We start from the raw sequence: 17,836 nt of genomic DNA on the forward strand, positions 1-17,836 counted from the left end.
CTAAATGATATATGGCCTTACATCCTACGCTTCTTCTTGTCGGCGGCTCAACCGAACTCAAGCGTTTTATCTCGCTTTTCCATGAGGCAGGTTTTTCTATTGTGACCGCGGAACGCATTGGAGAAGCGCTTGCAACAACAAAAAAAATGCGCATCCAAGGAATTGTGTTCATCATTCCGGTATATTGGGAGCCGATTACGCGTTTTATCGAACAGGTGCGCACTATAAAAGGATACGCCGAAGACCAGGTTCCAATTTTTTACCTCGGAAAGCTCATTGAGGGGGAAGATCAGCGGATTCTTCAGCGATACGGCGTAAAAACGGTAACACTCGGACCTGTCCCTGATTCGGAACTTGCACGCTACATCATCAATCAAATACGGTTCTAATAGAAAATCCCGCGTAGTGCGGGATTTTTATTTTTTACGGATGCGTTTTGGTTTGCTTTTTCGTTTTTGCCTGCTCTTTTCTTTGGTTATTTTGTCATAGCACTCACGAAGATGCGGGGCATGTTTTTTCAGCAAGTGCGGCAATAGGTAATGCGCTTCAATATGTCTCGCCATATTCCGAAGCTCTTTCACGGAATGTTTTTTCAAATAAGAAGATTCTCTTTGCAATACCACTTCTTCTTCTTTGAGAGAATCCATCGGGAGATTCGCTCCTTCGGCATGATACCACTCGTGCACATAGGTCATAACCAAAAACAATTCTATATTCAGATTGAATACATCGCGCTTATCGGCATTGTCTGTGGGCAGATACTCTCCCCAGTCCCTTTTATTGATCCACGGAAACCGTATCTCATGATCTCCCTCTGCAAGCGATTGCTGCACTTTATCCACTACGCACCTCCGGTATGTAAAAGAATAAAACTATACTTTTATTTTATCACGACACAAAAAAGAAACGGTTAAAAAAAATATGTTTAACCATAAAATAGAGAGAGAATCAAATTTTGTGGACCTAGGGAGAATCGAACTCCCACCTCCTCCATGCCATGGAGGCGTTCTGCCACTATACTATAGGCCCATTTTTTAATTCTTGGTCCCTGACTATCGCTTTTATAATCCGGCCGCTTACATCCCAACAGCACTACGCAATTCTTTTATCTTATTTGTCTTTTCCCATGGCAAATCAAGATCGGTGCGTCCAAAATGACCGTAGGCGGCAACTTTTTTATATATAGGACGGCGGAGCCCAAGATGTTTAATTATCATTCCCGGGCGAAGATCAAATACTTTGTTTATCGTGCGGGAAATTTTCTCATCCGACACAATACCGGTGCCGTATGTATTTACCGCTACTGCGAGCGGACGCGCAACGCCAATGACATAAGCAAGGCGGACTTCTGCGCGTTTTGCCAAGCCCGCAGCAACGATATTTTTTGCAACCCAGCGGGCAGCGTAACTGCCCGAACGGTCCACCTTGGTCGGATCCTTCCCGGAAAATGCTCCTCCGCCGTGCGACGCCATGCCGCCGTAAGTATCTACAATTATTTTTCTTCCCGTAAGACCGGAGTCGGCCTGCGGTCCCCCGATAACAAACCGTCCTGTTGCGTTAATAAAGTATTTCGTACTTGTATCAAGTAATTTTTTGGGGATGACTTTTTCTATTACTTCGCGTTTGATGTCTTTACGGAGCGTTGCCATATCTACTTCGGGATTATGCTGAGCAGCAATAACGACATTTGTAATATGTTTTGCTTTTCCGTTCTCATATTCAACAGTAACCTGTGATTTTCCGTCGGGACGCAAATACGGAAGCGTTCCGTTCTTGCGGACCTGTGCTAAGCGCTTTGTTAATTTGTGCGCAAGCGATATGGGAAGTGGCATAAGTTCTTTTGTTTCGTCGGTTGCGTACCCGAACATAATACCCTGATCCCCCGCACCCAGCTTCTCCAATTCTTCTTTCTCCGAAAGCCTCCCTACACCCTGCGCAATGTCAGGAGATTGTTCCTGAATAGTCGTTGTCACCCCGCAGTTTGCATAATGAAACCCAAAATCAGGATGCGTGTATCCAATATCTTTTACGGTCTTGCGCGCGACACCCACAATATCAACATAGCAAGATGTTGTAATCTCACCTGCAATAAATAACGCGCCGTTTGCAGCCATTGTTTCGGCCGCTACCCGCCCGCGCGGGTCTTTCTCTAACACCGCATCTAAAATAGCATCGGACACCTGATCGCAAATTTTATCCGGATGACCCTCGGTTACTGATTCTGAAGTAAAATATTCTTTCATGTATTATTTATTACAATATATAATTGTCTCCCTGGAGGGAATTGAACCCCCATCTCTCCCTTAGGACGGGATTGCTCTATCCGTTGAGCTACAGGGAGGAACGCGGGAGCTTGCATGACACTCTCAAGTACCATACTATAATAGTAATATGGATTATCAAGCGCAAGTGATTAATGCAATAAAAAAAGTGCTGCCTGCGGTCGTCAGCATCACCGTATCAAAGGATATGGCGGATATCACGCGCGAACTTCCTTTTGATATTGAGAGTCTCAATCCCTACGACCAGGAAATACTCAAAGAGCGCATGCGCCAAGCCCCAAAAGACGAGCATGGCCGTATTAAGGTAGGGGGCGGTTCGGGGTTCTTGGTGTCCGCGGATGGCGTGATACTCACCAATAAGCACGTTATCATGGACCCGCATGCGTCATACTCTGTACTTGCATCAAATGGAAAAAAGTACGACACAAAAGTGATTTCATACGATCCGATAAACGATATCGCGATACTAAAAATAGATGACAAGCGTCTCCCGACGATTTCTTTAAACGCAACAGGGGAGATAGAGCTCGGTCAGTCAGTCATCGCTATCGGAAACGCACTCGGAGAATTCGCAAATTCCGTATCGACCGGTGTTGTTTCGGGATTATCACGCCTCATCAATGCCACCACCGACATGATGGGCCATCAAGAAAAACTTCGCGGCCTTATCCAAACAGACGCAGCAATAAACCCGGGCAACTCCGGAGGTCCGCTTATTAATTTAAATGGAGAAGCAGTCGGCATTAATGTCGCGGTTGTCTTTGGCGCACAAAATATCGGCTTTGCCATTCCGGTTGCTCGTGCCATAAAAGACCTGGAAGAGATAAAGTCGTATGGGCGCATCCGGCGGCCCTTTATCGGTGTGCGCTATGTGACTCTTAATAAAGCCCTCCAGGAGCATTTCCGCCTACCCGTAGACCACGGCGCCCTCGTTATCAACGAAGGGGCACCGGGAGATGTCGCAGTCATTCCGGGAAGTCCGGCAGAAAAAGCGGGTCTTCGCGAATTTGATGTTATTCTCTCCTGCGAAGGTAAATCCATTAATGAAGAAACGACCCTGGAGGATCATCTTTCGGATTCAAATATAGGCGAAACTCACAAATTGACGGTCTTTCGCAAAGGGAAAGAACACGAAGTACAACTTACACTTGAAGAATATAAGGTGCCCGCCCCTCCAATGGAAACAAAAGAACTCTAAATAACAAAAACGGAGCGATATATATCGCTCCGTTTTGCTTTGCGTGCTAGCGCACAAGATCACTTACTACATGCCCAACACCGTATGCGATGAGGGCCGCGATTCCGCCAAAAAAGAGCATCTCAAGACCCGAAACAAACCAACTCCTGCCCGTAAAATACGCGCGCAGCGCTCCGATAAAAAAGAGCGCACAACCGGTAGCAACAAATGACCAGAAAAATATTGTTGATGAGTCGCCCGAAAGCAAAAAATACGGCAAGAGCGGCAAGATTCCCGCGCCAATAAAAGAAAAGAATGTCGCAATGCCATGCTTGAGTGCTCCGCGGTGATCGGGCGGGGCAAATCCAAGCTCTTCATACATCATAAGATCTACCCAGAATTTTTTATTATTTGTTATGAGCGCCGTCAGCCGCTCAAGCTCTTCGCCGGCATATCCTTTGCGCGCGAGTATGACGCGTATTTCTTCAACCTCAGCTTGAGGGCGGGTTGCTACCTCGCCCTCTTCAACCATACGTTCCCGAAAATAGAGATCTCTGTTTGATTTTGTTGCAAGATAATTTGATGTTGCCATCGAAAAGGCATCGGCAAGCATGTTCGCAACACCAATAATTATGACGAGCACCGGCGAAAGCGCGGCGCCCGCAACGCTCGCGACAACCGCAAAGGTCGAGACAATGCCGTCGTTTGCGCCGAATACTCCGTCTTCAAGAAAAAAACCGAGCGCGGTATGACGGAGACGCTTAAAATTTTTCAGCGATGTGTGCGGTTTTTTCGTATGCATATACGCTCATAATAACACAACCCCGCGCATGCGGGGCTGTGAAGCTCGATGGTTTTATGACACGCCAAGTAGTTTAGAAAGCGTTTCTTGGTTGAAGCCGACAACCAAATTGCCATCTACATCAATAACCGGCACACCCATCTGCCCCGAACGCTCTATCATTTCATTGCGCTTCTCGGCATCAGTAGCAACATTGTATTCTGAGTATTGAATATTGTGTTCCTGAAAAAATGCTTTTGCCATTTTGCAGTACTGGCATGAGGGGGTCGTGTAAATAGAAACTTTGTGTTCCATGGTGGTAATACGTGCCTTTTACCCGGAGGCGCAAGGCGCATTAATGATAATCAGGGAAAATAAAAACCGCTCGCACGGCTTTTTCCTTTTTCTTTTATTGTATCATACCCGTCAAGAGAACGGGCAATTTATTGATGTGAAAAAGCCATTACGATACAATAGTCCTATGACAAAAGAATCCCGACACATGCCCGAAAAACCGCCTCACTACGAAGCGTATTCGGCATACGAAGCGGCGGATATCATTATTCGTACCGAAGAAAAACGGCTCCCTCGGCCGGACATGCATGCGTTCCGAGAAATAGCAGGAGAGGAAGATATCCGCAAAAAAGAAGAGCGGCTGCAAAAAACCCTCGAGCGTATCCGGCAGGATGAAGAACGACTTGACCCCATCCTGCGCAAACGGAGCTTTGAACAGAAAAAAATCAGTGACGCGTTTGAAGTAACGATTATTGCCCACGGAGAAGAAAGCGAATGGCTCGGATCAAATGTATTCATAACAAGAACAACAGAATATGATGATGTACTAAACGGCGTTGATGCGGTGGCAGAGTTTAACGCTCCGCATGAGGGAGCCGAACACCCTCGCCTTGCGCTTGCAATAGACGCAACTACTGACCAACACTATACGACTATAGAGAAAAAAATAAAACAGAATGTAGAAAAAATACTCTCCCTAAAAGGAAGGACTGCGGAGGTTGAATACTTTGAATCCCAAATCACTGAAGAACGCGGTCATCTTACGCATACCGTTCCTATCGTACTTGGCCTTGAGTACCGACACGCAAAAGAGATACTTACCGACTACGCAAACCTTATCGCGTTCCGGGAACTCGGCCGTGATGCGCACAAAGATGATATCCATGCGATACGCGAACGTTTTGCGCGGCACCCCGCACAACGCGTATTCCTGAAAGAAGCGACAGCGCAACTTGAGCTCTATCAGCACATACTCAAAGAAAAAAACGACCCGGTAAGCGTGTCGTATAAAGAAAAGATAAGCGACCTGCAGCGGATCATACATGATATCGAAAAAGAGAAAGAAGAAATATCTCTGGAAGATCTGGAGGATGACGCGGTGCTCGAAACTATTATCCAAGCGTCTCCCCATATACAAAAAGACTACTCATAGCTATGAGTAGTCTTTTTCGATTTTTCTCTCAAGCACTTTTCCCTTTACGCGCTTTTCTTTTTCTTTCTGTTTCTTGGACTTCATCGGTCCGCCTGCTGGCGGTATCGGTTTTCGTATTGATTGGTATATGGTTTTCTTTTTTTTCATGGCGTTTCCCCTCCGCACATTGTTAATATCCCAACAATTTGTTTGCTTTATCATGCGTGCGTATTTTTTCGAGCGCCTTAGCTTCGATCTGGCGGATACGCTCGCGCGTAACACCGAACTCTTTTCCTACCTCCTCAAGTGTGTGAGTCACGCCATCTTCAAGGCCGAACCGCAACGATAAGATCTTTTGCTCCCGCGGAGTAAGGTCAACGATTATTTCACGGAGCTGTTCGCGCAACAGCACCCGCGCGGCTTCCTGTGAGGGAGAAAGGGTTTTGGTGTCCTCAATAAACTCCCCGAGCACCGAATCTTCTTCATCGTCTCCGACTGGCGCCTCAAGAGAGGCTGTATCCTGTGAAATTTTTTGGATATGAAGCACTTTTTCCGGCTCCATCTCCATTTCTGACGCTATCTCATCAATAAGCGGTTCGCGTCCCAATTCCTGCGTAAGCCGGCGGAGCGCTTGCTGGTATTTTGAAATAGTCTCTACCATATGGACTGGAATACGAATGGTCCGCGACTGGTCTGCAAGCGCGCGGGTCACCGCCTGCCTGATCCACCATGTCGCATATGTTGAAAATTTAAATCCTTTTGTATAATCAAATTTTTCTACCGCGCGCCGAAGCCCGATATTGCCTTCTTGCACCAAATCCATAAGCGTAAGGTTGGGGCTCCGCCCGACATACCGCTTTGCAATGGAGACTACGAGACGGAGGTTCGCCTCCATCAACCGGTTTGATGCGTCCTTATCGCCCGCCTCAATGCGCCGCGCAAGTTCTTTTTCTTCTTCGGAATTCAATAATGGGATTTTTCCTATCTCGCGCAAGTACATTTGCACCGAATCTGATGCTGGAGTCTCCGAAAGAGTTTTGCCTTTTTTCTTCCGTGATTTTCCCTCTTCAACATCTAAAAATTCTTTTCCCTCAAGCACATCGATGCCAACTTCTTGGAAGCGGTTGTACAAGTCGTCTAAAAAGAAAATGTTCTGTTCAATGTGCGGAAATATGGAGAGTATCTCGCTGTATGTCACAAAACCACGCATGCGTCCGCGCTTCATAAGATCATCTACCTTCTCTTCGGAAAACTCTTCTTTTTTGTTTATGCGCTGGGCTTTTGCCTGCTTTGCCGGTTTTGCTTTTTTGCCTTTCGTTGCCGCCGTTTTCTTTTTCGGTGCACGCTTTTTAGAAACGCCCTTTTTTGCCGTTTTTTTCGGGGTTTTCTTTTTTTTGCTTGTTTTTTTTGCTGATTTTTTCACTGTCATATAGGGAACACTATAATTGCTCGTATCTCATACGATACTGAAAAAGCGGCCGTTTGGCAACCGCAAAGACTATTCTTCGTGGAGCTCCTGCGAGAGACGCTTAAACTCTTCCATTTTCTTTTCAAGTAGGCCCACATCACCCTGTCCCTCCGCGCGCCGCATATCGCTTGCTAATGTTTCGAGTTCGGCGCGTATGTGCTCCTTTTTAAGCCCGCTAGTAAGCTCCTCGAACTCTGCGTGAGCCTGCAAGTCATCTTCGTACGCAAGCTCCGCTTCTAACGCGAGTTTTTTTATATAATGAGAACTCTGTGCCTCTTTCCCCGCAAGCGCGTGCTCCGCAAACTCCCGTCGTTCGGATGAAAACCATCCGGCATTCAGCTTTTCAAGTGTTGCTTGCGGCATGTCCTTTTTCCACGCAAGAATGCCGAGTATCCGCTCTTCAATAGAATCTTTGCGCGATGACGCGCGCCGCTCCGGCTCCTTGAGCTGCTTCGGAGCAGCATCTGTGGTGCGGGGCGTCTTGTCCATTTCTTTCCACACCGCATCTTCCGCAAGCGAAAGCCGCCGGGCAATATCCTTCACCCAATAGGCCCGCTCCATCTCGCTTTCCATAGAAACAATATACGGGAGCACTCGCTCCTTCACGGTACGCAATAACGCCCGTCCGTCCTTTTCTTGCTCGGAAAATGCATCCATAAGAAATGCAATAAATGGAATGGGGTGCTGTATGCTTTCTCTCCACGCGTCAGCCGATTCTTTGACGATATCCGCAGGATCCTTCCCCGGAGGAAGCGAGATAACGCTTACATCAAAGCCTTCCGCAAGCGCATGCTTAATGCTCCGGTCAGCGGCATTGAGCCCCGCCGCGTCGCGGTCAAATGACACTAACAGTGATTGCGCAAACCGCTTGAGCGTTGCCAAATGAAATTGCGTAAGCGCTGTTCCCGATACGGCAATTGCGTGCTCGACTCCCGCTTGGTGTGAAAGAACCGCGTCCATCTGCCCCTCAACAAGAATCGCTTTTTCCTCTTTCCGTATCGCGTCTTTGGCGTGGCTTAATCCATACAGCACTTTTGATTTATCGTAGAGTATCGTTTGCGGGCTATTGATGTACTTTGAATCAGCGTCCTTCTGCCCCTCCGCGTCTTTATCAAAAATGCGTCCCGAAAAACCGACAATGCGCCCCGAGCCGTCAAAAAGAGGGAACATAATGCGTGCGCGAAATCTGTCAAAATGCCCGCCGCCGTCTTTTTTTACCGCAAGCCCAACTTTTTCTATTTCGTCTTCGCGGTATCCTTTTCTCTTCAAATAATCACAAAGGGTATTCCATTCGCGTTCGGCATATCCTATCCGGAACCGTTTCGCGGTCTCGCCGGTGAGCCCACGTCCCTTGAGATAGTCGCCCACATCTTTTCGACGTACAAGATTTGATTCGTAAAAACGCGCGGCATCATCCACGAGCGAGAGCAGGCGCGTGCGTTCAGAACGCGCGCGGGGGTCTTCGCGTTTAAGTTCCACGCCCGCGCGTTCGGCAAGAATACGGAGCGCTTCGGGGAACTCAACGCCCTCTAAGTCCTGTATAAATTGAAAGTGATCTCCTCCCTTACTGCACGAAAAACAATGCCACATCTGCTTTGCGGGAGACACGAAAAAAGAAGGGGTCTTTTCGCTGTGGAACGGGCAAAGCGCTTTAAAATTTGCGCCTGCCTTATCAAGTTTTACATACGAACGGACGAGCTCAACAATATCCAATCGCTCTTTGATTTGTTCTACAGGAGACGACATAAAGATACTCTAATATACCTCATTATCATAGCATATTCAAAGGCAGGCACCCTCCATTGAAATAACGGGACAGCACTGATACAATACCCCCGACACTGAACCTTATCATCACAATATTACGGAGGAGGCATATGGAATTTGAAGGCATGCCGAGAAGTTTTTGGGATAACAAAATGCGCACCATGCAGGTATCGGGTTATTTTTTAAGCACGCTCCTGCAAGAGCTTGGCTCTATCTTTATGGGCGCGCATTATCTGTGGCACCCATGGGGCAAACAGCGCGCGCAAGAATTAAGCGCCATTGGTTACCGCCTTATAGACAAAGCCGAACAAAAGCGCATACAAGGGTGGGGATGGGCAGGCAATGATACGGGATTCGGAAACGGTGTCGGCTCAACGCTTGTTGATCATAGATACAAACGCTACTACGGCAGGGGGCATAAGGAAGAATTAACACCTCACCCGGAAGCGGTGCCCTGTATGATAGCGTTTGCGGTTGAATTCATTCTGCATACGCTCCCGCTTTTTAAACATCTGGAAAACAAATACTACCAGCTACGCAATCATTGGGTGCCCGAACTCGAAAAAATAATAGAAGACATGATGGAATCTCCCTGCATAGGAAATGACCCGATAGCGATACCAAAACTAGATGTAGCGTACAAATCACTTGAGCATCGTGCATTTATGCATGAATGCGAGATATTAGCGCTTACACAAGCATCCATAGAAGAAAGTTTTCACAGAGAAAACAAAACGACAAAGCACAAAAAGACGCGCCTCACCCAAAAACAGATACAGGCACTCCTAGAGAGCATTGGCTGGGGTGATGATATGTTGAATGTGTTAAAACATATCCTTGCAGAACAGGAGTCTCCATGGCGCGGCATTGCAACCCTGTTCGAAGAACAAGCGAAAGAAGACAAAGAAACAATCTTGTGTATTTTGTCTTCGGAGAGCAACATACAAGACATCATACGCACCGCGTGGTACCCAGGGATGACTACAAAAGAAAATCTACATGCGTTCCCCTGCTATTCAAAAGACACGCTACGCAAAACAGAAACACTCACCAAAGGACTTACGCGGGCATTGACCTGTTCGCGGTTTGAATGGATGAATGACCTCAGAGAAAACCAAAGCGAGCAAAAAGCAATCGCCTCCGAAACATAAACAAAAACCCCGGCACGAGTGTGCCGGGGTTTTCTCTACCAATCAAATTATGAAAGATGCTGAGAAACCAGCTTGGTCATTTCGAACATGTTCACCGTGCCTTTGCCGCCGAAGACCTTCTTCAGCTTATCATCAGCATTGATGTTTCGCTTGTTCGCGGGGTCCTGAAGGTTGTGTTTTTTGATATATTCCCACAACTTCTTTACGACCTCTGACCGTGGCATGGGTCCTGCGCCGACCACCTCCTCCAAATCGGAGCTAAGGTTCATCGGCTTCATAAATGCGGAGTTTTTCGCCATATGTATTGTTATTAATTGGTAATACTTATAACGCTTTTCATTATAACAGAATGCAGGGAAGTATCAATCTGCAAACTACCTCGGGCTGAAACCGTGGAGAGTTTTGCCCTGTAAGGTTGTTTTTAGTTTTTTGGTAGAGCAATTTAAGGTTCTAACAGCGCATTTATTGTTTATACCTTTGTTCGCTCCTCATGTTGGTTAATCCGCCGTGCGAGGTCAACGGGATCAAAACGTCCTTTATTCTCTAAACGCAACAGCGGCACGCCAGCATCACTCAAAATATGTTCCACTTCTTTATCGCGCTCTTGTCGGTCGGGTCGTTCGTGACTCCTGTCGTCCAGCTCAATGGCGAGCTTCGGCGAGATATATGCCTTATCGCAGAGTACGAAGTCAACGGATTTGCGGTTGATGTGGGCGAATGCCGCACGCCAATTCTGTCCCTTCACTTTATTGTCTAGAATGGTTGGAAGATGCACCTGTGCAAAGATGTAATACTTACTGCCTACGGCTGCAATGAGCGCGTCGTAGCATTCGTGTTCAGCGCGGGTTAGGAAAAACTGCTTGCGGGTATAGCGATACTTGGGTTTCTCTTTTTCATTATCACCACCTTCAACAATCGTTTTGAGAAAAACGAGCACAACGACAAAAGCGACAATGATTCCTATGATGATGTAGATGCTCATAAATTATACTTAGCAAAAAACAAACTTCCTCGTGCTAGCTGTTAGATGCGGAGAGGGAGGGATTCGAACCCTCGATACCTTGCGGTATACCCGCTTTCCAAGCGAGCGCACTCGGCCACTATGCGACCTCTCCAAGGCATTAAAATAAAAAGAGAATGATAATCATCTCTATTATATAAAAAAATTCCCGCATGTCTATCCATGCGGGAATTATATTATTTTGATTGAAACGGAACACCGAGCTTTATCATATACGCGGCGTCGTACCACTCATCTTTGCTTAAATTTCGTGTCAGGAGATAAGCGATATCGGAACCGTTCTCTAAAAACAATACGCGCGCCGTACTATGTTTGTTCCACGGAAATATCGCCTTAAATAGACGAGCAATAGCAAAATCGAGCTTGCTTGGCTCTCCTCTCCCTTTCCTCTTACTGCTGAATATCCGCCTCACGATGCTTGAAGGTAGAAATTTACGAGTATCACGGATATGGCTTGTGGTGCGCATAGCAGATGTATTGATGAATAAAATATCATTGTTCACCGTGACTGTCCCCGGCCATTCTGGAGGCGTATGCGTATGTCCGTATATATACATAACGCTTATGCCCTCTTCCGCCCCGACAGCCTCCGTACATGTTGATAAAGATGCTTTCAATTCATCGGAGTTATATACATTCGAAGGATTATATTTTTTCCAGAATAAAAACGAACGCGGGTCAGTAAGCCAAGCGATGCCTTCGGGCTTTTCGTGAGTGAGAATAAAAAGCAGTTTTTTGTCTACAAGGGCCTCTGCGCCTTCTTTTTCGAGAAACGCAATACCGTCTTTGGGAAGATAGCGCTGCAATTCCGTGTTTCCTACCGCATCTTTATGCCAATTGGAAAGACCGATAAGAACGATGTTTCCTATTTCTTTTTTATAATAGAGGCCGTCTCTGCCTAAAAGCTTTTTGCATTGCGCAAGGCCTGATTTTACATCGTGATTTCCGCATACACGGTACACGGCATCAGCATTCACGCGCTTTTCTTTTTGTTTGTAGTCTTTTATCTGCCAGTCTTTCCCTTCCTGCGTTAAGTCGCCCGCGACAAGCAGGACAACATGCGCGCCCGCAGCCTGTGTAAGCATTGTATTTACATTATCAAACGCCGTATCTATGCTTGCGCATTCTTCCTCATCGCGGCATTGAATATCGCTCAGCATAACAATAGCGGTATCCGCATGAAACACAGAAATGTCTTTCTTGTGTTTTTCGGTTACATACGGGCTATTTGTAGAACGAAGCGCCGCGCACCCCGCAGTACATATCGTAAGCACAATAAGTCCTACTATCACTGCCAAAGCAATAACAGGGAACAGCTTTCTTTCTTTTTTCACCGCAGAACCCCCATATATAGTAAGAACAATTCCTTTCAGTATACATAAAGAACATACGAGCAAAAGTTGACATATAAAAAAATAACTGCCTAATAAATCAGCAGTTACTTGCACCCGTGCTTGTTATGTCACATATTCATTCCCCGCAACCGCGCAACTCGGTCCTCTAACGGGGGATGGGTCATAAACATGCGGGACATAAACCCGGGGCGCTTTCCATGCGGATCAGAAAGCCATAGATGCGCCGTCGCATTATTCGCGCTTTTCATGGGAGCAGAATGTTTGCCTATTTTTTCCAGTGCGGATGCGAGGCCTTCCGGATAGCGTGTTAAAAGCGCGCCCGATGCGTCGGCAAGATATTCGCGTTTTCGTGATATCGCAAGCTGTATGAGCGACGCAACTATCGGCGATAGAATAGCGAGCATAACGCCGATAAGAATAATGACACCTCCTCCCCCGCGCCGGTCCCTGCCGCCGTTCAATGACCCCCAGAAAAGCGAGCGCAAAAACATGTCAGACAAAAGCGCCAAAAAACCCACAAGAACAACAACGATGGTGGAAACAAGCATGTCACGATTACCGACATGCGAAAGCTCGTGCGCAAGTACACCCTCAAGCTCGGACCTATCAAGAATACGCAAAAGACCCTCGGTCACCGCGACAACAGCATGTTCTGGATCGCGACCGGTCGCAAACGCGTTCGGCACGCTTTCGTCTACGACATACACACGAGGCATTGGGAGACCAGCGGTTATTGCAAGATTTTCCACGATATTGTAGAGCTCGGGGTTATCTTTTTTTTCCACCTTTTTTGCGCGGGTTAACCGAAGCACTATTTTGTCCGAATACCAATAGCTAAAAAGGCTCATGAACACACTGAAAAGAACGGCAATAACAAGTATTGCCTGATTCCCATATATATATGAGAATGCCCATCCAACGCCGATGACTACAACAAAAAAAACAGCAAACAAAAGCCATGTTTTACGGATGTTTGAATCCTTATGGGTGTACAGAGACGCCATGCTAGAACTTGACTTTGGGAACCGATTTTTCCGCTTCGTTCTCCACTTCAAAGAATTTTTCGGAGACAAAATGGAACCACCCGGCAATCATATTCGTCGGGAATGTTTCTATCTTTGTGTTCAAGTCGCGCACGGTCGTGTTATAAAATCTCCGCGACGCCTGGATTTTGTTTTCGGTATCAGAAAGCTCGCGCTGTAACTCTAAGAAGTTCGCATTCGCTTTAAGGTCCGGATAATTTTCAGAAACCGCAAATAAGGTTTTCAAGGTATTTGAAAGCATGTTCTCTTGCCCTGCGCGCTCAATAGGATCACCTCCCGTGGAAGCCACTTTCGCGCGTGCCTCGGTTACATGCTCAAGAACTTCTCGCTCATGACCCATATAGCCCTTCACCGTCTCGATGAGGTTGGGAATAAGGTCAAACCGGCGCTTAAGCTGTACGTCAATATCAGATATCGCTTCGCGAGCGCGCATCCGGAGAGTAATCAGGCGGTTATAGGTATAAATGAGCCACAACACGGCAAGAAAAATAAGTCCGATAATAATGCCGATAAATATGTTCATAATGCTTATATGGCTAAGAAATATACCCTTATTGTAACAACACGCTATCCCGTGTCAATAAAAAAGACAGGACACATATCCTGTCTTTTCAATTTTACATATTTTTGATTGTTTGTTTTTTTACAAAAGGCTAGTTACTCCTGGTGCGCCCCACGGGAACGGACATATCAAGTCCCAAGTCCTGTAAAACTTTTGCGGTAAAAAGATTTAAGAGATTTGCCGCTTCATTGCCCGGAGCTGACGTTCCATTGCCCGTGCTCATCATAACTTCTGGGACCCATTTTTGTTTCCCAAACTCTTCGGCAAATTTTGCCATAACGAACTTGTACGCTTCAATCTTCTGCTGTAGTGCACCATCAGCTTCCATAGCAAGACGCTTACGCTCCGCTTCACCTTCACCAAGCAGTATTTGCTCTTGTTTGTATTCACCTGCAGCGAACTTTTTCTGTTCTGCCTCAAGCTTTTGCTGGGCGGCAACCTCAACCCGTTGCTTCGCTTCAATGATAGCAACCTCTTTCTTCTGCTGGGCCTCAACAATAGCTTTTTCTTTTTCTACCTCTTTAGCGTATTTCGCTGTCATGACATTTCGCTTACCTTCCTGCTCGGCAGTCATTGCTTCTTGCTGAGCGCGTTCGGCGTCAGCTTTTGCGGTGATAATCGCCATGGTCGCTTCTCTCTTTCGGGAAATCTGATCAAGGGTCTTTTGCTCAAACCCCCAGTCAGTAATCTGGAAGCCGCTCACCGGAATCCCATATTCCGTAAGGTCGCTCTTTTGCTGCATGGGAAGTCCGTTTTCTCCGTATTTGATTACAGGGATATTCTTCGTGACTCGTTTGCCGGTTCCTTCTTCCACATCAGTGATGGTTTTTAATTCGGTCTGAAATTTACCACTGGATATCTGTTGCTGCGCCCACTGAGTAAAGATGCCTCGTTTTTCAGCGTACGCTTCTTCCGACGACATAAGCCCCGCAGTTAAGTTCATCCCCTCTTCCGTAACGGGCTTGATGAGCTTTTCGGCAACGCCCTCGGGTGAACGAAATGCTTTGTGTAATTTTATCATGCTCATTTCGTCATTCGGTAAATTAAACCGGGCTTTCCCGTAAATTGAACCATTACCGCCATCCTGATAACGCACAGCAATTCCCTGCTGGTCGAGAGATGCGCTCTCTTCCGGTTTTGTCTTGTCAAAATCATAGGTCAGTACGTCATTATACGAAGTGGTACGTCCAAAAAACTTGAGATACCACCCGGGCGTGAACTTAACGAACAACGAACCATTGGGATACTGAACTACCGTGCGCTGGCCTGCGTCGTTAATGCCCACCGTGCAAGAAAAACAGATGATAACCGTCAAAATCAGAAAAGCAAAAAAACCAACCTTCAGCTTACTCAAACCAAACATATTACTACCTCCTATTATGGATTTTTGCAGCCAATGAAAAAAATATAAAACAGAACATCTTACTTTCTGCCCGTTTTGCCTCGCATCTTCCCAGCTTCCTTTTCTATAGAAGCCGCTTCTGCTTCTAGCGCCGCAACGCTTTTCTCAGATTTAGCGTCTTCCACGCGTTCCTCAGCCTTCATTTTTCTTCTGGCTCTTCGTATTTCTAGATAAAAATAAGCCAGAACAATGATAAGAATAATAGCAAAAACCACTCTCACAGAAGACATGTCTCACCTCCTTATAGGATTTTCAAAAAAACTGAATGAGATATATGTACCAAAAATTCTTATTTTTGTCAATCTTCTCCCGCAGAATAAATAAAAAGCCCTAAAAAGGGCTTTATTTTTAAAAATGGCTTCCGCCTTCATCTTCCCAGCGGTGTATATCTAAGGTATTTCCGTCTCCCGTGTCTTTTTTTTTAAGCGTTCTTCTGCGTTTTCTTTGTTTTGGGTGTCTAGCTTTTCCTGCTTCCGATACCGCAGAAAACATTCAAGGCTCGCATAAAGGCACACTACCCCAAGCACCCACCATATCCAATGAGAACGCCCTTCAAGCGTCATTGCCAGTGTCCCCAAAAGATCAACAATACCTACAACAAAAAATACCCTGCAAAGTATCAGATTACTGTTAAAGTCCATTATCGGCGCTCCTCCTCTCAAAAAAACGTTTATCCAAACATACACGAATGCACAACAAAAAACAATCCCGCTTTCAGCGGGATTGTTTTTCTGAGCTTACATCATGCCCCCCATGTCGGGCATGCCACCTTGTGGCATGACGGGCGCATCTTTTTCTTTCGGTTTTTCCGCAACAACCGCCTCAGTCGTCAAAAGCATCCCCGCCGCGGAAGCAGCGTTCTGAAGAGCAGAACGCGTTACCTTCGCCGGGTCCACAATGCCCGCCTCAATAAGATCCACATCAAATTCGCCTGTTCCCGCATTGTATCCTTTCGCTCCCTTCATTTTCTTTACGCGCTCAACAACAACCGCGCCCGACGCGCCCGCATTCTCTGCAATCTGCCACAACGGTTTTTCAATCGCGCGCGCGACAATTCCGATACCAAGCCACTCATCACGGTCTACTCCCACTTTCTTTTCCCGCTCCACAAGCATAGCCTCAAGCGTTGCGCTCGCGCGCAAGAGCGCCACTCCTCCGCCCGGAACGATTCCTTCTTCGATTGCTGCTTTGGTTGCAGAGATTGCATCTTCAATGCGATGTTGTTTTTCTTTTTGTTCCACTTCAGTTGCGGCTCCTACTCGTATGACCGCGACCCCCCCAGAGAGTTTCGCTAGACGCTCCTGAAGCTTTTCTTTATCAAAATCAGAAGTCGTCTGCTCAATTTGTTTTTTCAGCTGCTCTACGCGCTTTTCAATACCTGCCTTCTTGCCCTTGCCGCCGATAATAATAGTGTTGTCTTTGGTAGATACAACTTTGCGCGCGGAACCCAGCATGTTCAGTTCCACATTCTCCATTTTAATACCGAGCTCATCTGAAACAACCTGCCCACCGGTAACCGTTGCGATATCCGCAAGCATTTCCTTGCGCCGATCTCCATATCCGGGCGCCTTTATTGCAAGCGTATTGAATGTGCCCTTGAGCTTGTTTACAACAAGCGTCGTCAATGCCTCGCCTTCAATGTCTTCAGAAATAATCACTAATTCTCGCTTACCGGCCTGTGCTATCTTTTCCAAGAGCGGTAAAATTTCCTGGATAGAAGATATTTTTTTATCGGTAATGAATATCTTCGGATCTTTGTATGACGCCTCCATCCGCTCGGAGTTTGTAATCATGTACGGAGAAACAAACCCCCGGTCAAAGTTCATGCCTTCCACTATTTCGTGATCAATGCCAAATGTTTGGGACTCTTCAACAGTAACAACGCCATCCTTCCCTACCTGATGAATAACTTCTGCTATTTTTTCTCCGATAACCGGGTCTTTTGCCGAAATGGTTGCGACCTGTGCAATCTCCGCTTTTTTTGAAATAGGCAAAGATATCTTCTTGATATGCGCGACCACTTTTGTAACCGCTTCTTCAATGCCGCGCTTGAGCGCTATCGGATTTGAGCCCGCAATGACATTTTTTAATCCTTCGTTAAAAATAGACTGCGCTAAAAGCGTTGCGGTAGTCGTGCCGTCGCCTGCAATGTCATTGGTTTTCGTAGCAACTTCTTTTACAATCTCCGCCCCCATATTTTCAACCTTGTCCTCAAGCTCAATTTCTTTTGCGATGGTTACGCCATCGTTCGTAATAGTCGGCGCGCCGAACCCTTTATCCAAAACAACGTTGCGTCCTTTCGGTCCAAGAGTTACCTTAACAGCGTTTGCAAGCATATCAACACCCCGCTGGAGCTTTTCGTGCGCTTTTGTGTGGAAATGAATTTGTTTTGCCATAATGT

General features: G+C 46.5%; 19 protein-coding genes and 3 tRNA genes. 4 read left to right on the forward strand and 18 right to left on the reverse strand.

Going from position 1 to position 17,836, the window contains the following annotated elements:
- Window positions 1-11 precede the first annotated feature (11 nt).
- The gene (locus COU47_03855; protein ID PIR69209.1) at window positions 12-389 is read left to right on the forward strand and encodes a hypothetical protein; all 378 of its coding nucleotides are present in this window, start codon (window positions 12-14) and stop codon (window positions 387-389) included.
- 27 nt (window positions 390-416) lie between these two features.
- Here COU47_03855 and COU47_03860 read toward each other — a convergent pair whose 3' ends face one another.
- From COU47_03860 to COU47_03875, 4 genes are all read right to left on the reverse strand, one after another.
- Window positions 417-842: a hypothetical protein gene (locus COU47_03860; protein PIR69210.1), complete on the reverse strand. Its 426-nt coding sequence runs from the start codon at window positions 840-842 to the stop codon at window positions 417-419.
- A gap of 113 nt (window positions 843-955) precedes the next feature.
- Window positions 956-1,029, reverse strand: a tRNA-Ala gene (locus tag COU47_03865).
- Between the two features lie 47 nt (window positions 1,030-1,076).
- Complete coding sequence (locus tag COU47_03870; GenBank protein ID PIR69211.1) at window positions 1,077-2,243, reverse strand: methionine adenosyltransferase; 1,167 nt, start codon at window positions 2,241-2,243, stop codon at window positions 1,077-1,079.
- A 23-nt stretch (window positions 2,244-2,266) separates the two neighbouring features.
- A tRNA-Arg gene (locus COU47_03875) sits at window positions 2,267-2,341 on the reverse strand.
- A 50-nt stretch (window positions 2,342-2,391) separates the two neighbouring features.
- On the opposite strand from COU47_03875, the gene COU47_03880 reads away from it, so the two are divergent.
- Window positions 2,392-3,480 carry a hypothetical protein gene (locus tag COU47_03880; protein PIR69212.1) on the forward strand — a complete coding sequence of 363 codons (1,089 nt, stop codon included), beginning with the start codon at window positions 2,392-2,394 and terminating at the stop codon, window positions 3,478-3,480.
- 46 nt (window positions 3,481-3,526) lie between these two features.
- Here COU47_03880 and COU47_03885 read toward each other — a convergent pair whose 3' ends face one another.
- Both COU47_03885 and COU47_03890 read right to left on the reverse strand, forming a co-directional pair.
- On the reverse strand, window positions 3,527-4,261 hold the full coding sequence (locus tag COU47_03885; protein PIR69213.1) for a hypothetical protein: 735 nt from the start codon (window positions 4,259-4,261) through the stop codon (window positions 3,527-3,529).
- A gap of 54 nt (window positions 4,262-4,315) precedes the next feature.
- Window positions 4,316-4,555, reverse strand: a complete 240-nt coding sequence (locus COU47_03890; protein ID PIR69214.1) for an NrdH-redoxin — start codon at window positions 4,553-4,555, stop codon at window positions 4,316-4,318.
- Here COU47_03890 and COU47_03895 point away from each other — a divergent pair.
- Complete coding sequence (locus COU47_03895) at window positions 4,554-5,687, forward strand: hypothetical protein (protein ID PIR69215.1); 1,134 nt, start codon at window positions 4,554-4,556, stop codon at window positions 5,685-5,687. The two genes, COU47_03890 and COU47_03895, sit on opposite strands and share 2 nt — an antisense overlap.
- A gap of 169 nt (window positions 5,688-5,856) precedes the next feature.
- Here the strand turns inward: COU47_03895 and COU47_03900 are convergent, their stop codons facing one another.
- Window positions 5,857-7,095: an RNA polymerase sigma factor RpoD gene (locus COU47_03900; GenBank protein ID PIR69216.1), complete on the reverse strand. Its 1,239-nt coding sequence runs from the start codon at window positions 7,093-7,095 to the stop codon at window positions 5,857-5,859.
- A 69-nt stretch (window positions 7,096-7,164) separates the two neighbouring features.
- Window positions 7,165-8,880: a DNA primase gene (dnaG, locus tag COU47_03905; protein PIR69217.1), complete on the reverse strand. Its 1,716-nt coding sequence runs from the start codon at window positions 8,878-8,880 to the stop codon at window positions 7,165-7,167.
- A gap of 131 nt (window positions 8,881-9,011) precedes the next feature.
- Here dnaG and COU47_03910 point away from each other — a divergent pair, with 131 nt between their 5' ends.
- Complete coding sequence (locus tag COU47_03910; protein ID PIR69218.1) at window positions 9,012-10,052, forward strand: hypothetical protein; 1,041 nt, start codon at window positions 9,012-9,014, stop codon at window positions 10,050-10,052.
- Between the two features lie 47 nt (window positions 10,053-10,099).
- On the opposite strand, the gene COU47_03915 is transcribed toward COU47_03910, so the two are convergent.
- The 10 genes from COU47_03915 to groL form a co-directional block, all read right to left on the reverse strand.
- A complete protein-coding gene (locus COU47_03915) occupies window positions 10,100-10,321 on the reverse strand; it encodes a hypothetical protein (protein PIR69319.1) in 222 nt (73 codons plus the stop codon).
- 200 nt (window positions 10,322-10,521) lie between these two features.
- A complete protein-coding gene (locus COU47_03920; protein ID PIR69219.1) occupies window positions 10,522-11,034 on the reverse strand; it encodes a hypothetical protein in 513 nt (170 codons plus the stop codon).
- A gap of 48 nt (window positions 11,035-11,082) precedes the next feature.
- A tRNA-Ser gene (locus tag COU47_03925) sits at window positions 11,083-11,167 on the reverse strand.
- An 82-nt stretch (window positions 11,168-11,249) separates the two neighbouring features.
- Window positions 11,250-12,407 carry a hypothetical protein gene (locus COU47_03930; protein ID PIR69220.1) on the reverse strand — a complete coding sequence of 386 codons (1,158 nt, stop codon included), beginning with the start codon at window positions 12,405-12,407 and terminating at the stop codon, window positions 11,250-11,252.
- Window positions 12,408-12,535: 128 nt separating this feature from the next.
- Entirely contained in the window at window positions 12,536-13,432 is an 897-nt protein-coding gene (locus COU47_03935) for a zinc metalloprotease HtpX (GenBank protein ID PIR69221.1), read from the reverse strand.
- Between the two features lies 1 nt (window position 13,433).
- Entirely contained in the window at window positions 13,434-13,994 is a 561-nt protein-coding gene (locus tag COU47_03940; protein ID PIR69222.1) for a hypothetical protein, read from the reverse strand.
- A 130-nt stretch (window positions 13,995-14,124) separates the two neighbouring features.
- On the reverse strand, window positions 14,125-15,396 hold the full coding sequence (locus COU47_03945; protein ID PIR69223.1) for a hypothetical protein: 1,272 nt from the start codon (window positions 15,394-15,396) through the stop codon (window positions 14,125-14,127).
- Between the two features lie 59 nt (window positions 15,397-15,455).
- Window positions 15,456-15,665 (reverse strand): hypothetical protein, encoded by a 210-nt coding sequence (locus COU47_03950; GenBank protein ID PIR69224.1) that lies wholly within the window; start codon window positions 15,663-15,665, stop codon window positions 15,456-15,458.
- Between the two features lie 159 nt (window positions 15,666-15,824).
- The gene (locus COU47_03955; GenBank protein PIR69225.1) at window positions 15,825-16,076 is read right to left on the reverse strand and encodes a hypothetical protein; all 252 of its coding nucleotides are present in this window, start codon (window positions 16,074-16,076) and stop codon (window positions 15,825-15,827) included.
- A gap of 96 nt (window positions 16,077-16,172) precedes the next feature.
- The gene (gene groL, locus COU47_03960) at window positions 16,173-17,831 is read right to left on the reverse strand and encodes a chaperonin GroEL (GenBank protein ID PIR69226.1); all 1,659 of its coding nucleotides are present in this window, start codon (window positions 17,829-17,831) and stop codon (window positions 16,173-16,175) included.
- Between the last annotated feature and the right edge of the window lie 5 nt (window positions 17,832-17,836).

Source organism: Candidatus Niyogibacteria bacterium CG10_big_fil_rev_8_21_14_0_10_46_36, assembly GCA_002772995.1.
Classification (GTDB): Bacteria; Patescibacteriota; Minisyncoccia; order 1-14-0-10-42-19; family 1-14-0-10-42-19; genus 1-14-0-10-46-36.

Bases quoted from the DNA above. Each gene is read 5' to 3' on its own strand.
- COU47_03855 (PIR69209.1), top strand. From the start codon at position 12: ATGGCCTTACATCCTACGCTTCTTCTTGTCGGCGGCTCAACCGAACTC.
- COU47_03870 (PIR69211.1), bottom strand. From the start codon at position 2,243: ATGAAAGAATATTTTACTTCAGAATCAGTAACCGAGGGTCATCCGGAT.
- COU47_03880 (PIR69212.1), top strand. From the start codon at position 2,392: ATGGATTATCAAGCGCAAGTGATTAATGCAATAAAAAAAGTGCTGCCT.
- COU47_03885 (PIR69213.1), bottom strand. From the start codon at position 4,261: ATGCATACGAAAAAACCGCACACATCGCTGAAAAATTTTAAGCGTCTC.
- COU47_03895 (PIR69215.1), top strand. From the start codon at position 4,554: ATGGTGGTAATACGTGCCTTTTACCCGGAGGCGCAAGGCGCATTAATG.
- COU47_03890 (PIR69214.1), bottom strand. From the start codon at position 4,555: ATGGAACACAAAGTTTCTATTTACACGACCCCCTCATGCCAGTACTGC.
- COU47_03900 (PIR69216.1), bottom strand. From the start codon at position 7,095: ATGACAGTGAAAAAATCAGCAAAAAAAACAAGCAAAAAAAAGAAAACC.
- dnaG (PIR69217.1), bottom strand. From the start codon at position 8,880: ATGTCGTCTCCTGTAGAACAAATCAAAGAGCGATTGGATATTGTTGAG.
- COU47_03910 (PIR69218.1), top strand. From the start codon at position 9,012: ATGGAATTTGAAGGCATGCCGAGAAGTTTTTGGGATAACAAAATGCGC.
- COU47_03915 (PIR69319.1), bottom strand. From the start codon at position 10,321: ATGAACCTTAGCTCCGATTTGGAGGAGGTGGTCGGCGCAGGACCCATG.
- COU47_03920 (PIR69219.1), bottom strand. From the start codon at position 11,034: ATGAGCATCTACATCATCATAGGAATCATTGTCGCTTTTGTCGTTGTG.
- COU47_03935 (PIR69221.1), bottom strand. From the start codon at position 13,432: ATGGCGTCTCTGTACACCCATAAGGATTCAAACATCCGTAAAACATGG.
- COU47_03940 (PIR69222.1), bottom strand. From the start codon at position 13,994: ATGAACATATTTATCGGCATTATTATCGGACTTATTTTTCTTGCCGTG.
- COU47_03945 (PIR69223.1), bottom strand. From the start codon at position 15,396: ATGTTTGGTTTGAGTAAGCTGAAGGTTGGTTTTTTTGCTTTTCTGATT.
- COU47_03950 (PIR69224.1), bottom strand. From the start codon at position 15,665: ATGTCTTCTGTGAGAGTGGTTTTTGCTATTATTCTTATCATTGTTCTG.
- COU47_03955 (PIR69225.1), bottom strand. From the start codon at position 16,076: ATGGACTTTAACAGTAATCTGATACTTTGCAGGGTATTTTTTGTTGTA.
- groL (PIR69226.1), bottom strand. From the start codon at position 17,831: ATGGCAAAACAAATTCATTTCCACACAAAAGCGCACGAAAAGCTCCAG.